Source organism: Psychrobacillus insolitus (assembly GCF_003254155.1).
GTDB classification, from domain to species: domain Bacteria; phylum Bacillota; class Bacilli; order Bacillales_A; family Planococcaceae; genus Psychrobacillus; species Psychrobacillus insolitus.
Genome location: NZ_QKZI01000004.1, coordinates 96503 through 112855, shown reverse-complemented (window position 1 = coordinate 112855; position 16353 = coordinate 96503). Strand labels below are relative to the sequence as shown.

The window sequence follows — 16353 nt, the reverse complement described above, 5'->3', positions numbered from 1 at the left end:
GTGCTCTGGTTCTTGCAGCGGTAGAAGAAGCTTCAGAACCTCAATATTTACTTAAAATGATTACAGATGCATTAAAATTAGATACTCTTAACATGGTCCAATTAGGTAACGAAGAGTCCAGTAATTATCAAGTAATGAAAATCCTAGTGAAAATCCTGACCCTGTGTTAGAAACAACTTAAAAACAATTCAGAATTATGTTCGAGTTGTTTCAGATAAAAGGAACAAAAAATTACGAAAAGGACAAGACAGGTGTATGAGCTTCACTGTCTTGTCCTTTTTGCTTATCTTTTTACTTCATAACGGATCTCAGCGAATTGATTAAAACGATTGATGCTCTTTAAGGTAAGCTCTAATTCGAAATCAACTTCTTTAAACAAAGGAATTCCTTTCCCTATTAACACAGGAGATACTGTAATAATCAGCTCATCCACTAATTTTTTATTGATAAAAGAGTGTATTAGGTCACCACCGCCCATTACCCAAATATTTTTACCTTCCTTGTTTTTCAATTGATTCGTAAAGTCGACTACATCTCCACTGAAGAATTTGACGTTTTCATTATCCTGACTGACGGTTCTAGAGAAAACATAGCATTCCTTGCCCTCATAGGGGAAGCTTTCCAATTCTTGTTCTAGAAGCCAGTCATACGTGCGTCTGCCCATAATTACCGTATCTACTGTGTCGTAGAAGTCGGAATATCCATTATCGCCATCACCTTCGACCTTAAACAACCACTCAAGGGAGTCGTCCTCTGTCGCGATATACCCATCTAAGCTTGTCGCAATAAACAACACTATTTTTCTTTGATTTGTCATAAAATGCTCCTTATAATTCTCTTGAGCGAATATCTCTGTGTTCCAAACAAGCCTGACGCAATTCAGAAAAGTGTCTGGAACCTACATAATGGGTGGTCAACCGCCTTATAATGTTATAAGTTCATAAGAACCTGGTACAAGTAAAATACTTCATGCTTTGGTATTCAATTCTTCGTATTTGTTTGCTACACAGAGACAAAATCAGCGTGGCCGTACATATGATAAGAGTATCTCTTTTAATACCCTTTGCTGAATATGCGGTTCTATATCTTCTTCCTTAAAGGAAATGGATGATTTCAAAACGACATTATTTACGAAAGTACCAAAAGTATTAATAATAGTTATGAGGGCTTCTTTGATGGATAGATCCGTTCGAATAGATCCATCTTTTTTCCCATCTTCAATAATTGGAATAAGGCTATTGCTAATTTGTTTCTGAATCTCGATATAGTCATCCATGTCTGGTAATGGCTCTTTTGTAAAAGAAGCATAGCTTTCAAAAGCTTCTTGAAATTTAGAAGAGTTACTTTCAGGGGAGTTTTGATCTTCGAGCAAGTAATTTAACACATCTTCTAACCGTTCATACGCCGACTTAGGTAAGGCTGCAATCTGTTCGAATGCAGGAAGTATTCTTTCAAGGTTTTGAATAGCAACAGCAACAATAAGTTTATCTTTTTTGGGGAAATATCGAAAAACTGTGGCGATTCCGACTTCTGCTTCGTTTGCTACATCTTGCATTTGGACGCTATCTAATCCAAGTTTAAGAAACAAGCGCTGAGCTGCAGAAACAATATGTTGATAACGTGTAGATTTATTTAATTCACGAACACTTAGTGGCATTGGATAACCTCCTTTACTTTTTTATTATACATCGTTTAAGTTTGCACTTGTTCATTTTTAGGAGTAAAATAAGTGATAGTTAGACTATCAAAAATATGAGGTGAATGAAATGAGATTAACAGGTAAAGTAGCAGTAATTACAGGAGCAGGAAGCGGAATGGGAGAAGCGGAAGCATTTTTGTTTGCAAGAGAAGGTGCTAAAGTTGTTGTAACAGACATTAACTTTGAAGCAATAGAAGTAATAGTCGCACAAATAAATGAAGCTGGTGGAGAAGCGATTGCTATCAAACATAATGTAGCTTCAAAAGAAGATTGGCAAAACGTTTATAACAAAACAATTGAAGCATTTGGCAAATTAGACATTTTAGTAAACAATGCAGGAATTTCTTTGGCTAAGCCATTCATGGAACAGACAGAAGAAGACTGGGCACGTACATATGCCATCAACATCAACGGTACGATGCTCGGAATGCAATTAGCAATTCCGCTTATGGAGAAAAATGAAGGTGGTTCCATCGTGAATATTTCTTCCATCTCTGCATTAACAGGTATGGCAGGAGCAGGAGCTTACACAGCTTCTAAAGGTGCTGTACGCTCCATCACAAAAGCAGCGGCTGTTGACTACGGCAAGAAAAATATCCGTGTTAACTCCGTATATCCAGGCTATATCGTTACACCAATGAGTGCATCGCATATGGAGAACCCACAATACAAAAATCATTTCTTGTCACAAATTGCCTTGCCGAACCTGGGGAAAGCAGAAGAAGTAGCTGCAGCGGTATTATTCTTGGCGTCAGATGATGCAAGCCATATCACAGGCATCGAGTTACCAGTAGATGGTGGCGTTACAGCGAAATAATAGAAAAGAGCTTCTGAAGACGAGGCGATCAGATAAATAAAAAGAGCTTGTGGAAGTGATGATGTCACTTTCTCAAGCTCTTTCTATTTGAGAGATTGAATGTCCTTGTGTTGCGAATAATTCGGATAAAATTCAGAATAGTGTTCGGGTTGTTTCTGACACAGGGAACATAAATTAAATGCTCTGGTTCTTGCAGCGGTAGAAGAAGCTTCAGAACCTCAATATTTACTTAAAATGATTACAGATGCATTAAAATTAGATACTCTTAACATGGTCCAATTAGGTAACGAAGAGTCCAGTAATTATCAAGTAATTGGGCAATACGATGTTTCCAAGTATGAAGAAAAACCTTTCAAAACAGATTTCGATACGAAATAATTTCATTTTACAAACCGATTAAATAGAGTGAAGATTCCCTGTGTAAGAAACAATTCAGAATAGTGTTTGAATTGTTTTTGGCACAGGGAATAAATAATAACTTCATCTTTTGACAAAGTATTCACTTTAGAAACAGAAGAAGCAGTGGAATCATTCATTCGCATCGTGAACAATCCAAAAAAAGTGTGGAAATCGATCGTTCAGTTATAGCTCCTGAAAAAGTAAAGCAGGGTGAAGAACGATTAAAACGAATGTTATCTTGCTAAAGAAACTGATAGAAATAAGTGGTGAGGAGCGCACTCATGAACTTATTTCTATTTTTTTTGTCAAAAAGATCCCGATATTGTAGGTTTTTTGAGATAGACTGGGTGACTGGCACCGAAAGACTACAATTTGAAGCAATTCAGAATAGTATTCGAGTTGTTTCTGACGCAAAATCAAACGTTTGGAAGAATAACTTGAAAAGTTGGAAGAATAACTTAAAAAATTGGAAGGATCCGCCTTACATTTGGAAGAATAACTTCGAAAGTTGGAAGAACACATATCAAAAAGATGACACAGGGAACAAAATCAAGCTTTTCGGGCTTTTTGATAAACTAATCCAAATATAATTGTAAAGAAGAATACACTAGCTGCAGTTGTGATAATACAAGGCAAAATGTATTCTGAATCCATCGCAAATATTACATTTTTTCGGAACCAGTTTTGAAAAGGCAAGCCAAAGCCTAGTAGGACCGAAAAAAATAAAATCTTAATGCCGATATGCTTCCCTTTAATCTTTTTAATAGCACTATTTACACCTATACGTAGTAGCGCTAGACCTAAGCCAACAAACGTAAAGATCACTAGATAATATTTGACACTTTCATTTAAAATAAAACTTTTACCAATCATTATAAGTAATATAGTTAAAGCAATAGATAAAATAATCGATTTTTTCTTCATAATAGACCACATTTCCTTTCTAATGTTGTGTTTAATGTCTATATAAAGCTTACATTTTCGGGTATTCTTAAGCAATAAACAATATCGAACACAGTGTTGGACGGTTTGAAAGGAGAATATAATGTCTGTATACAATGAGATGAATAAAAAGACACAAGATGCCATTCAAAATGCTTTTATTGACTTACTGTTGGAAAAAGATTTTTCTAAAATTACAATTCGGGAGATTGCAGATTATGCTCAAGTGAATCGGGGAACAGTATATTTTCATTACGAGGATAAATTCGATTTATTAGCCAAAATAGAAGAGCAATTAATCATTCGATTAGCAGAGACAATCGAACATTTATCACCTAGCGTAGTTCTTCAGGAAGCACATGATGGTGTAATATCCAACTTTTCGAAAAGTGTATTTCAATATATTGAATCCAATCAAAAAGTTTTTAAAGCCTTACTCTCTCCTAATAGTGATGCTACATTTGCTAGGACCTTACGCCAATTTTTTGTCGATCAATTTTTATCAAAATTTACGAATGAAGATTTTTCAGCAAATAAAGCTCCAATAGAATATGTAGCTTCTTTTGCTGCATCTGCTTTCTTAGGTATCGTTGAACATTGGCTCACTACTGGCACAGAAAATGGCGATACAGCAGCCGAATATTATATCGATACGATTTTACTCATTCAGCGACTAAAATGATAGAAGCTGTTCAGCGAATGGCTGACCATTACTACACGCATAATATTTCTTCTGAATTTATTACCCATGATTGAGTGACGATTCCCTGTGTCAGAAACAACTAAAAAAAAATTCAGAATAGTGTTTGAGTCGTTTCAGACACAGGGAACAAATTAATTTAATGGTGTAGAGAGAGATAGACATTCCCTTTTCTCTTGTCACGGCAGTTTCAGCCCTATCCAGTAAATCGGAAATCAAAAAAACTGACAATCCTAGAACAAAGGGTAGCCAGTTAGGGGTGCTTAGTCGTTTTCGCTAGATAAAAATTCACCAGTTTCAGCATTCAAATGTACATCTACTTCATTGTTTCCTTCTTTAAATTCTCCTGTAAACAATGGTGTATTTGTGTTGTCATCTACTTCTAAATTCCACGAAACGAGTACAGCATTTTGAGCTTCGTCCTCCGATTTTGTAATCAATTCATCAATGGTCATCAAATCATCGACCATTAATTCTCGATCATCATTGTCTGCGTCTTTCTTTTCTGTATTATTTTTTGTTTCTTTTCCGTTTTCAGCATTTATTTCCCATTCAATTTCTTGAGTATCATCGAAACCATTTATTTCAAATGAGTATGCTCCGAAACCCTTGTCAAAATCAATTGAAGAAATAGCTACACTTGGATGAGCTTCTTGGAAATCAGCAATAGCTTGTTCATACGTGACTGAAAAACTTTTCCCCTCAAAGTTTGGTGCTGCAGAACTAGAATCAGATGATTCTGTTGTTGAACTTGCTGAATTATTTGTGGGTTCTTCTTGACCGCCACATGCTGCTAAGAGTATTAGTGCACTCCCGCTGATTAATCCTACTTTTAATTTCGTTAACATCGTCTCTCCTCCTCCTAGTAAAATTCTATATTAACACAAAAAATCGTTATGAACATTCAAATCCAGATAGACACCTACCATTACTACACGCATAATATTTCCACTAAATTTATTACCCATGATTTTTAAAATCAAGCAAAATGACTATACGACTTATCGGTAAATAAGTGCAAAAAGGGGCTTTTCTCCTGTATTTGCGCTTATTTTTAATTATGTCGTATGTCTATTTTGCTCATTTTTGGTTTTCGCGGTTTTAATATTGGTGATTTTTTTTAGGCATATTAATTCTAGGTGGACCATAACTACCTTTCATCATTTTAAAAAGACAGGGTATGGGATTATTTATTCAGAAATATTTACTGAGCTATACATTAATCGACATAATAAGACTAAACAATTGTTAAATGAATGGTAAAATATAGCTACTAGTATTTATTTCTGAAGGTTTGATTTATTTTGAGGTTATATCAAGTATCTGATTCTCAAGAAATTCTAAAAATAATTCCTTAGTTGAGAGGTGAATTGAATATGAGTAATGTAAGCATAAAAACAATGCCGTTTAATAAGTTGTCGTTAGATACTTTGCATAACAAACAATATACGGATTACCCGATTGTTTACTTTTTAAATAATAATACAACGGTCTATATAGGTGAGACGGTAGCTGTTAGAAATCGCATGAGAGATCATTTGAATAATCCTGAACGGAAATCATTAGATCAGATGACATTAATTATTCATGAAAAGTTTAACCGTTCAGCAACGTACAATATTGAAACAAAGCTAATCAATTATTTTTTAGCAGATGAACGATACAAGTTGCAAAACAAAAGCCAGACTTCCCAAAGTGTCATGCATAATTATCATGATAAACACTTTTATAATGAAGAAGTGTTTAATGATATCTGGAATGAATTATTGAAGAAAAATGTAGTTACTCATTCTAGAAGTGCTATTGAAAACAAGGATATTTTTAAAGTATCTCCATTTAAAGAATTATCAGTGGAACAGCTTGAGCTGAAAGAGAAAATTATTGATGTTTGTGAAGAGCGTATTAATGATGAAAAATCATATGTGTTTTTAATTAAAGGAGAAGCGGGTGTAGGGAAAAGTGTGGTATTAAGCTCCGTCTTCAACCGCATTCAAGAGTTAACGAAGGAAAAATCCTCCATTCTGTATAAGAAAGAGAACTATTTATTAGTAAATCATTCTGAGATGCTCAAAACTTATAAAAATATAGCAGGAAACGTGAAAGCACTTAGCAAAAATAATTTCGATAAACCCACTCCGTTTATTAATAAACGGAAGAAATTGAATAAGAAAGCTGACATTGTACTTGTGGATGAAGCTCATTTGTTACTAACGAAGCCAGATAGCTTTAATAATTTCGTGGAAGAGAATCAATTACAGGAAATTATAAAGCATAGTAAGGTCGTCATAATAGTTTACGATGAGAAGCAAGTATTGAAGATGAAAAGCTTTTGGAATGATGATAAGTTAATGCAAATTTTAGGTGATTGCAATACAGAAAAACCTTATATTTTAAGTGAACAATTCAGAATGCAAGCAAGTGATGAAATGATTCGTTGGATTGATCATTTCGTAGATAAAAAGATTGAAGCGAAACCTAAGAAAAATCAGTACGATTTTAGAATTTTTGATTCTGCTGCAGCGATGTATGATCTGATTCAAGAAAAGAATGAAGAATCCGGATTAGCAAGAATTGTCTCTACTTTTGACTATGTACATAAAAAAGATGGCGGAACTTACTATATAGAAGAAGATGAACTTAAAATACCGTGGAATACTACGGAAGGAAATGTTACTTGGGCAGAGAAAGCAGGAACTGTCCATGAAGCGGGGTCTATATACACAATCCAAGGGTTTGATTTAAATTATGTTGGTGTCATTTTAGGCCCATCTGTGTCCTACGATGAGGAAACAGATACTGTGAAGATTTTGACAAGTAACTATAAGGACACGGAAGCTTATAGGGGGAAAGATGGGTTTCTAGATAGTGAATTCGTAAAGGAAAAAATAATATTGAATTCTATTAATGTACTGATGAAAAGAGGGGTTCACGGACTATATATTTATGCGAGTGATCCTAAATTAAGAGCTAGATTGGTGGGTCTTTAAAAGTTTCCCTGTGTTAGAAACATTCACGTTAATTCAAACAATCGTGAATGTTTGAACTTTCATGTTTATTTCTGACGCAGGGAACAAAAATACAAGATTTTATTCTTTTGTCCTTTTTAGTAGAAAGAAATTAGTAGCATTAACTGATGGTCAAAAAAATGGAAATAATTCCACAAATTTACAAATTACAGTTATGCTACAATTATAGTAAAGTAATATAATATGGAGGGTTAAAGTTTATACTAAAGGAATTAATTTTAAGGGATCAATTCGCTAGTTTATCAGTCACTTCCGAGTTTTTGCAGGTTAATATTTTCCAACTAAATAAGTTAAGGTGATGACGAATGACTCAATATAAAGAACCCCTATTTTTAAAACAAATAAATATGTTACAAAGCTCATCAAAGGAAACGGTAGTGCATGCAAATTCTTTTGATGCTTTTCCAAACTATATGCATACCGAACGTCCGATAGAAAAGAAGATAATAGAGGCAATCGAGGAATTAGAGCATCAACCAAAAAAGCAATTAATATTATTAGCTGGATCGGTTGGAGATGGGAAAAGTCATCTTCTATCATTCTTAAAATCGAAATATCCGAATTATTTTCACCAGATTAACGTGCATAACGATGCTACAGAGTCACACAATCCAGAAGAATCCTCTATTAATACCTTAGAAAAGGTTTTACAAGAATTTAATGATAACCAAATACCCGAAAAACATACAATTGTAGCTATCAATATTGGTGTATTGCACAATTTTTATCATAAACAACAAGAAAAGCAGCAATTTAATGCATTAAGAGCATTTATAGAAGAAAGTGGTGTCTTTGACATCAATTCAAAGAAAACAGTAGAGCATGAGCAATTTCAGTTATATAACTTTGCTAGTGATATGATTTTTCATCTAGGTGAGCAAGGGGCATATTCCCCATTTCTTGAAGAAATTTTAAGGAAAATCATTGCCAATCATCCAGAGAACCCGATTTATCAAGCCTGGAAGCAGGATATGGAAGCGGGTTACACTACTATGGCGCACTTTAATTATCAACTACTGCAAAATTCAAGTGTTCAAAAACATGTGCTTGAAAAGCTATATCATATTATGTTGCTGGATAAAGTGCTATTATCTACGCGTGCTTTTTATCACTTTATTTTTACGATAGTTGTGCCATCTATTCAAGAAATGGATAATACAAAGACCGGTTTTGACCTCGAGCATGCTTTACCTAATTTATTATTTAATCATCCAGAACGCTCAAATTTACTCGAGCATATTCATAAAATCGATCCTTTAAATATTCGCAACCAAGCAACAGACGATAGTATTACAAAGTTGCATATTATAACGGACAAGTGGAATTATATTTCCCAGCAATTGCAGGAGAGAGAGAATAATAATTATCTGGCAGAAATATATCAACCTTTCATTAAAAATAAAATAGCTCAAAATGATATTTTATCGCTATCAAAATTTATAGTCCGTGCGAAAGATTTAATTGAGTCAACTATTTATCCTAACTATCATGAATTTATACGATACTTGCATAGCTATTACAAAGGGAGTGCCAACGATTTATCGCAGTTATTTAGGATTTTAAGATCAGCGTTTCTCAAATGGAAGGGGTCTCCGAAAAAAGATTATTACTTTGTAACAAATGATGTTACGAGAGCCTATCGCATGGCATTACACTTAAAGCTCAAAGAAAATGTGGGTGCAGATTTTGCGCAATCAAAAGATGCAACGGAAGTTAAACAGTTCAAAAATTTCTTGACAGTAGGTTATGGAAATATGTTATTTGAGCTTGATTTTCATTTATTTGAGTTATTAAAGAAAGTGCAAGGCGGTTATCGACCGAACACAGCTGAACTGAATAGTGCAATTCAATTCGAGGATTTTTATAAGCAATTAATAGGAAAATCGGAAGAAGAGAGCGAAGAATTGTTAATTGTTAGAACTCTGGACCAAAAGCAATATATTGTATCGAGACCAGGTTTCAGCTTTAACGGCAAGAAATTTAAAGTGGAGAAGATAAAGTGATGGAGTATACATTAGATTTTGAACGTATTAAAGATTTTGTGACGGATAAAAATGATAAGTATTCATTTGAACGAAGAAAGTATGTACGGGTTTTACCCTTACCTTCAAGAACAACGGGTGATCGTGCTGAGTATAAAGAAGGTTTTTCCACAGTAACAGCCGCATTGCTTCGTCTAATTGGTGGAGAAGCATTGGTTTTTTCCCAGCAATCGAGCTTCTATGAAGAAATTTTAGAGGCTGGAGAGTTTGACACAGATGAAACGAAAGAGGTTTTTAAAGAATTTTTACAGGCTGAGCTAGGAGAAGTAGATCGAGATCATGTGAATACAATTCAAAATATAAAGTATATAGAACAGCCGAGTTCAAAAGCAGAAGTTAAAGGCCAAACGCAAATTATTGAGTTTTTCTATGATATTTATATACGTGATCAACATGAAGAAATTGAACAAATCATCAATCAGCTTCAATCGAAAGGCTTAATGCAAGAAATTTTAAGTGGACACGTAGAAAAGAGCTCATTGAAATTAAAACAAAAATATAGAGTTTTGTTTACCTCATATCAAAAGCTTTTTAAAGAGGATTTAAGAGCATTAGCTAAAAATCCAGGGTTTTTTATTGGAAATATAGATGAGTTTTTTAGTCATTATACATTTATCGCGTTAACGCAAATTATTTTACAAACCAACAAGTTTAGTCGTTTTGAAAGTAATAATCTTCAATCATTGCCTTTTATGATGAACAATGAACAAGCTTCTACTTGGCGTATAAGTTATAAAGAGGGCTATAAACGACTAGAAGAACAAGTAGAAAGTTTTTATGCTCATGAACACCTGTTGAACATTTTAGCGCTTAATACGTTCACCGATGATGAAAACTTGTATTATCACGACTATAAAGCGGTATTGGAACAAGCTGGTGAGGATGCTAAAAGATGTTATATTGAGTCACTCTATAAGTGGGTGAACACAGTATATTGTTCATATAAAAATTTAGAACCACAAGTCCAATATGAAGGTCAAGACTTAGATGCAGCCTATAAATATATGTATGAAATGATTTGTAAAGGATTATCAAAAGAGCACTTTTCTCGTTTTCCTCAAGGATATACAGTTTTTATGAAAAGGTTTTATAGAAAGAACGGTGGTCAATTAGGAACGATTTTATCACTGAATTTAAAACAGTTATTACTTTTTGTTGCAGTTTCTGTTGGAGATAATTTAAGAATTGAATTAAATGAATTATGGAGGCAATTGGAACTACGGGGTATTGCATTTGATGATAATTCGAAAATGACCGTAGTAGCAATGCTAGATAAGCTCAATTATATTGATAAGAAAAGTGATAGTGGGGATGCACAGTATGTTAAGTCCATTTTATAAAATTGTAGCGAAACAACTTCAAAGCTTTTTTAATCAAAAAGCTAAAAAAAATGAAATAGGTCGGTATTATTTAGAATTACCTTCTGAAGAATACATGGAAAATATCGTGACAGCATTAAAAGAGTTGCCTGAAACTGAAAGGTTTGTGTATCAGGCATCAGAAGAAGCAAAGCCTTACGAAACCATTGCATTAGCTTATGATAATGCGAAATTTATAATAGCTTCCACATTAAATAATACACATGTAGATTTCATCGTTACATTACGTAATGAAATGAGTGAGCAAAAAGAAGATTGGGAAAATGCCTCAATTGTGATGATTTCCAACAAAAAATTAGATTCTATTCGTGGAGGTAGTATAAGTCTAACTGCAGAAGGATTCCCACTACATAGTTCTCAGGTTGTTGGTAATATAATGACAATGGTATTGAACAGTAGTTTACCAAGCCAAGATAAAGAAATGATTAAACATTATTTAAAACGGCATGGTGAAGTTCAACAATATCAAAATGTGTCTTTTTTAGATTTTGAAGACCTATTGAAATGGGTGAATCAAGAAGAAATGCAAAATGAGGATTATCGGATGATTAGTTATTTTCCGGATCCAGATTTAGCTAAGCTGATTGAAGAGCGTAATGTATTTGAAGAAAATACGAAAGATTTTAGTTTGCGTGATAAAAAAATTCAAGAAAGATTACGTGAAAATACAAATATGTATGAAGAAATTTCACGTATAAAAGAGCTTGGAGACGAAGAAAGAATTTTAAAGGAAAGATTTGACCAAAAGGTTGGAAGTAAACTAGTAAAAGATAAAGAAGATATCACTTTTGGAGATCTTATTTCCGCACAAGAAAAAGTTAATAAGATGAAGGCAATTTCCTATAAATCAGAGGAATCAAAGGTTTGGGTTGTTGAAAATGATGAAACGACTATTTTGAAAACTGTTTGGAAAATTGAAAGTCAATTGCGCACACATGATTTTATTATCTTTGTTCCAGCGTTAAAAGAAAATCAGTCAGTACGTGTAAGGTTACCATTTACGACAAATACAAATGAAATGTATATTAATACGAAATCTCGTCAACATACACGTTCATCAGGGTATGCTTTAGAGGTGAATATTCCATATAGTAAGAACTCTACTTTCGTCCAATCCAAGTATAAACATGAAGATTTAACGAAGGGTTCCTTTACATTTCGATTTTTAGTATTACCCATAGCCTCCAATCTTTTATCTAGACACCGTCAAAGCTTCTCACTTAATAAGGATGGCCACTTGGTGTTGGAGTTTAATGAAGAACAGGTTATTTTTGGTGACAATCCAGTTGCTGAATTTGAGATCACTGAAAAAGATTCCGTAATAAAAATACCGGAGACGGGAATGAAGTTAACATTTGCACCAGACGTGCTGGAAACAGAGACAACGAAAATTAACTTTGTTGTTAATATTGATAATATCAATATTACTTGCGAAGTGGAGGATGAGATTTTAGGTGCACCAACACTAACTGCTGCACAACTATGGCAGCGGAAAATTCAGCGTAAAATGAGTGTTGATTTTGTTGAGTTGGACCAGCGTATTATTTTAGGTGATAAACCATTTGTTACGAAAAAAGAAGCTCGTCATTTTTATGAAATAGAAGAAAAATGGGTAGCTGAAGGTTGGCAAGCTGTTCATAAGAAAATGACGAATCATTCTCCCATAGAAATTAGTATGCCTGAAAAATTGGCAACTAGTTATCAAGCATTTTTAGCCTACTTTCAAGTGCAAAATAACATACCATCATTCATGTTTTATAACGAAGAGTTGCGTATTTTAGCAGATAATTACGTAGAAAATTTTATTGATGCTATAGATAACATACAGCAAGGTCAGCATATGTCTGCTGAAGTACGAAACCTTTTATATTTAGGAACATTACAGGAAGACTCTACGATTTATATGACGCCGTTTTCTCCGTTAAATGTTGCTTACCAACTAGCCGTAGTAAATGAATTAGCTGGTGAAGAAGTGGATCGCCGAATTTTATCGAAGTTAAATGCAGCGTATACCATAACTTATCTAGTAAGTCCAGAGGATGAAATCTATAAGCCCGTGGCTAATGCGTCTCACGCAGAGTGGCATGAATTTAGATTGCAGCAACAGGTATCAATTGGTGAAACGAATGAATATTTAGCCAAGGTTGTGGAGGAAAAGCTAAAGCAATTTTCTGTGTACTATAAGTATTTATTTAGCTTAACGGAACAAGCCGAGTTTATTGTAAACGTAGTGAACATCGAGAATGATGAAGAAATTTTACGTGGAGTTGTTAATTGGTTAAAGTCTGAAATACAAAGACGGAAATCCATACAAGGGATACCAACTATAAAAATTTTAGGATATTCGCAGGGACATACAACATTATCTGCTTTTGAACGCTTTAATACTATTGAAAATATAGAGAAGTTGAATGAGATATTCAACATTGAATTTAAAATAGCCCAGTTTGAGGCGATAGATGTGTTCCAAGAAATTCAAAAGAAATTGATTTACGTTAAGAAGGAAATTAATATAGATGAATTTGAATATAGTCATCTGACATTTTATAAAATGTTAAGTGAAGAATTTATCTCTACTCAGACAGTACGACAAGCACCTAATGCATTAAATTTAGAAGGATTATACGTAACGCCGATCTCTAAGCGAACAGATGATGGGGGATATCGTGTTGGTTTTGGTATTGGTGAGTCCAATGTAAATAGATCACAATTAACGAAATTTGCAACGAAAATTAATGAACTAAGTGCTAATAGGAAAAATAAGGGAACAAACATTTATCAAAAGGATGTTATGTTGTGCTTGCATATAGCACCAGAGAATGAAAAATTTTTAAAATCTCTATATGATTCTTGTGTTTGGTTAGTATTTATTGATCCAGTAGTAGATTTAACATACTTCCAACAAACAGTAGATAATTTAGTCATAGTGCATTATTCAGACCAGTTATCGTCTTCATCACATTATGATGCAATTACTGTAACCAACAAATCGATACAGTATTATCAAGTTATTGAAGAATTTTTAGCTAGTGTCGAAATTCAAATGCCTAAAGAGAATATTACTCAGGTGATTAAAGCATTTAATACGTTTAATGGTGAATGGTTACTTCGTGCAGTCCAAGGGAATGGACATGATCGCCGAGAAAAAATGAGCGTAGTAGCCGCTATAAAGTATATGTTAATCGAAAAGCAAAATGAGCCAGATACATTGTGGATACCAATATCGATGGAAGAAATTGTTCGAGTAGCGGGGAATATTGGTTTAAGTAAAAAAGACGGTACATTTTCACATAAGCTTGCATCAAAAGGTAAGATGAGTGATGACCTATTGATGTTAGGGGTTAAGAAAACAGGTGACAAAGTAGAACTTATTTTCTATCCTGTTGAGGTTAAGATAGGAAAAAATAATGGATCGGTTATTTCGACTGCTATTCAGCAAATTACATCATTAGCAAAAGTAATAGAAAAAGAATTAACAGCTACCGTAAGCTTTGAAGCAAAATTTTTACGTAATTTCTTTGCAAAAATACTTATTGCAAACGCACGTAAAATGTTATTGAATGACTTTTACCCTGAAAAGAATTATGACTTGTCAGAGTCGGTAATTGAAAAATTATTAAATGATGAATTTGATGTTATCGTGAATCAGGAAATTATAGGTGCTATTGTTTCGTTTAAGGCAGAATCGTCAAAAATTCATCGTGAATTAATTAGTGATATTGCGATTATTGAAATTCCAGAACATTTAGCTTATAAGGCGATTGGATTAAGTATGGAAGATCTTGAGAATGAAGATTTTAGTAGTATTATGAAGATTGATGCGCCTGAAAGTGCGCAAATTGAACTTAATAATCCACCGGAAGAATTGCAGATATATGCTGATGAAATAATACTGTTAACTGATAATAGTGAGCCAAAGCAGAATGAATCATCCTCACTAGATACTCAAGTATTTAAAGAATCAGCTGCTACAACTGAAGACACTGATAAAATCGATGAAATGCCAGATATTATCAAACCACAACAGCCAGTAGAAACAAAGGTTGAGAAAATAGTAGTAGAGGAAAATGATTTAGCGATAAAAAAAATTCAGAAAACAAATAATGATGTTTCAGCGATTCGACCATTATTAGGGGATACATTAAGTGACCAGAAAAGTATTTATTGGGAATTCGGTCATTCAGCTTTGAACAATCGTCACATTGTAGTTGGTGGACGTTCAGGCGAAGGGAAAACTTATTTTATCCAATCACTGATTAAACAAATGGCTGAGCAAGGACAATCAGTGTTGATCATTGACTATTCAGCTAGTTATACACGAAATAAATTAGACGCAAATTTATTAGCTGAATTAGGTGATAAAGTTGTTGAGCGAATAGTATACGATGAAAAATTACCAATTAATCCTTTAAGACAGAGGAAATTTAAGACTGAGCTCGATACATTCCGGTTAGAGCAGCCTTATCAAGTAGCGGGTCGTGTAAAAGAAGTTTTTGAAAGAATTTTTGAGTTTGGTCCACAGCAATCAAGTGCGATATATGCAGCGATTCGTGACGGAATAGAAACGTATGGTCAGAGTTTTAATCTAAAGAAATTGCTGCTTCAATTACGTGAATCGGAAGATTTAACAACTGCAACATTAGCAACGATTATTAATAAACTACAGCAGTTTATAGATATTGACCCTTTTGATTATGATGAGAGTTTCTCATGGTCACAGTATTTCGAAAAGCCTGGTCAAATTACAATAATTCAATTTGCAGGTTTTGACCAAGACAATATTAAAAAACTAATGACTGAATTATTGTTATGGGATTTGTGGTATTATGCACAGCGTGGCGATGAGCAGCATCCACTACCAATTGTGTTAGATGAAGCACAAAACTTAAGCTTTAAAAGTGGTTCACCATCCGATAAAATTTTACGCGAAGGGCGTAAATTCGGTATTTCAGCATGGTTTGCAACTCAGTCATTTAATACCTTCAAGGCAGATGAACTGAGTGCATTAGAAAATGCACCAACTTCAGTTTTCTTCCGCCCTGTAGATAGCGATTTGAAAATTGTCTCTAGTAAACTACGCTTTGAAAAACGAGACCAATATTTAATCCATACATTAGGCAAAGGGCAATGCTTTGTACGAGGCAAAATTAAAAACAATGCAGGTGAACTTGTAGAAGCGATTAAAATGATACAAGTACCACCAATGAAATAGTAGTTTTAGCAAAAAAGAACATTCCTATGAAATCGTTCTTTTTTTATAAAAAAATTCTTGTGTACTTTTTATAAAAAACTAACAAATAGGTATATCTTGAATATTTTAATTTAATAAAGAGAATATAATAATATTCT

At 33.8% G+C, this 16353-nt stretch carries 10 protein-coding genes; 6 read left to right on the top strand and 4 right to left on the bottom strand.

Annotated elements, in window-relative coordinates:
- Window positions 1-283: 283 nt before the first annotated feature.
- Both C7437_RS11025 and C7437_RS11020 read right to left on the bottom strand, forming a co-directional pair.
- Complete coding sequence (locus C7437_RS11025) at window positions 284-817, bottom strand: dihydrofolate reductase family protein (RefSeq protein ID WP_111439739.1); 534 nt, start codon at window positions 815-817, stop codon at window positions 284-286.
- 201 nt (window positions 818-1018) lie between these two features.
- The gene (locus C7437_RS11020; protein WP_111439738.1) at window positions 1019-1657 is read right to left on the bottom strand and encodes a TetR/AcrR family transcriptional regulator; all 639 of its coding nucleotides are present in this window, start codon (window positions 1655-1657) and stop codon (window positions 1019-1021) included.
- A gap of 109 nt (window positions 1658-1766) precedes the next feature.
- On the opposite strand from C7437_RS11020, the gene C7437_RS11015 reads away from it, so the two are divergent.
- Window positions 1767-2516 carry an SDR family NAD(P)-dependent oxidoreductase gene (locus C7437_RS11015; RefSeq protein ID WP_111439737.1) on the top strand — a complete coding sequence of 250 codons (750 nt, stop codon included), beginning with the start codon at window positions 1767-1769 and terminating at the stop codon, window positions 2514-2516.
- Between the two features lie 948 nt (window positions 2517-3464).
- Here the strand turns inward: C7437_RS11015 and C7437_RS11000 are convergent.
- Window positions 3465-3839 carry an MFS transporter permease gene (locus tag C7437_RS11000; RefSeq protein WP_111439735.1) on the bottom strand — a complete coding sequence of 125 codons (375 nt, stop codon included), beginning with the start codon at window positions 3837-3839 and terminating at the stop codon, window positions 3465-3467.
- Between the two features lie 121 nt (window positions 3840-3960).
- Between C7437_RS11000 and C7437_RS10995 the strand changes: the two genes are divergently transcribed.
- Window positions 3961-4539 (top strand): TetR/AcrR family transcriptional regulator, encoded by a 579-nt coding sequence (locus C7437_RS10995; RefSeq protein WP_111439734.1) that lies wholly within the window; start codon window positions 3961-3963, stop codon window positions 4537-4539.
- Window positions 4540-4820: 281 nt separating this feature from the next.
- Here C7437_RS10995 and C7437_RS10990 read toward each other — a convergent pair whose 3' ends face one another.
- The gene (locus C7437_RS10990) at window positions 4821-5405 is read right to left on the bottom strand and encodes a PepSY domain-containing protein (protein ID WP_111439733.1); all 585 of its coding nucleotides are present in this window, start codon (window positions 5403-5405) and stop codon (window positions 4821-4823) included.
- A 528-nt stretch (window positions 5406-5933) separates the two neighbouring features.
- On the opposite strand from C7437_RS10990, the gene C7437_RS10985 reads away from it, so the two are divergent.
- The 4 genes from C7437_RS10985 to dptH all read left to right on the top strand — a co-directional run bounded on the left by C7437_RS10985 (window position 5934) and on the right by dptH (window position 16216).
- Window positions 5934-7544: a DUF2075 domain-containing protein gene (locus C7437_RS10985; RefSeq protein WP_111439732.1), complete on the top strand. Its 1611-nt coding sequence runs from the start codon at window positions 5934-5936 to the stop codon at window positions 7542-7544.
- A gap of 344 nt (window positions 7545-7888) precedes the next feature.
- Window positions 7889-9586 carry a DNA phosphorothioation-dependent restriction protein DptF gene (gene dptF, locus C7437_RS10980; protein ID WP_245909275.1) on the top strand — a complete coding sequence of 566 codons (1698 nt, stop codon included), beginning with the start codon at window positions 7889-7891 and terminating at the stop codon, window positions 9584-9586.
- Window positions 9586-10965: a DNA phosphorothioation-dependent restriction protein DptG gene (gene dptG, locus C7437_RS10975; protein WP_211310014.1), complete on the top strand. Its 1380-nt coding sequence runs from the start codon at window positions 9586-9588 to the stop codon at window positions 10963-10965. The genes dptF and dptG overlap by 1 nt, the downstream gene beginning before the upstream one ends.
- Window positions 10946-16216 (top strand): DNA phosphorothioation-dependent restriction protein DptH, encoded by a 5271-nt coding sequence (gene dptH / locus C7437_RS10970; protein WP_111439731.1) that lies wholly within the window; start codon window positions 10946-10948, stop codon window positions 16214-16216. Before dptG ends, dptH begins: the two co-directional genes overlap by 20 nt.
- Window positions 16217-16353: the final 137 nt, after the last annotated feature.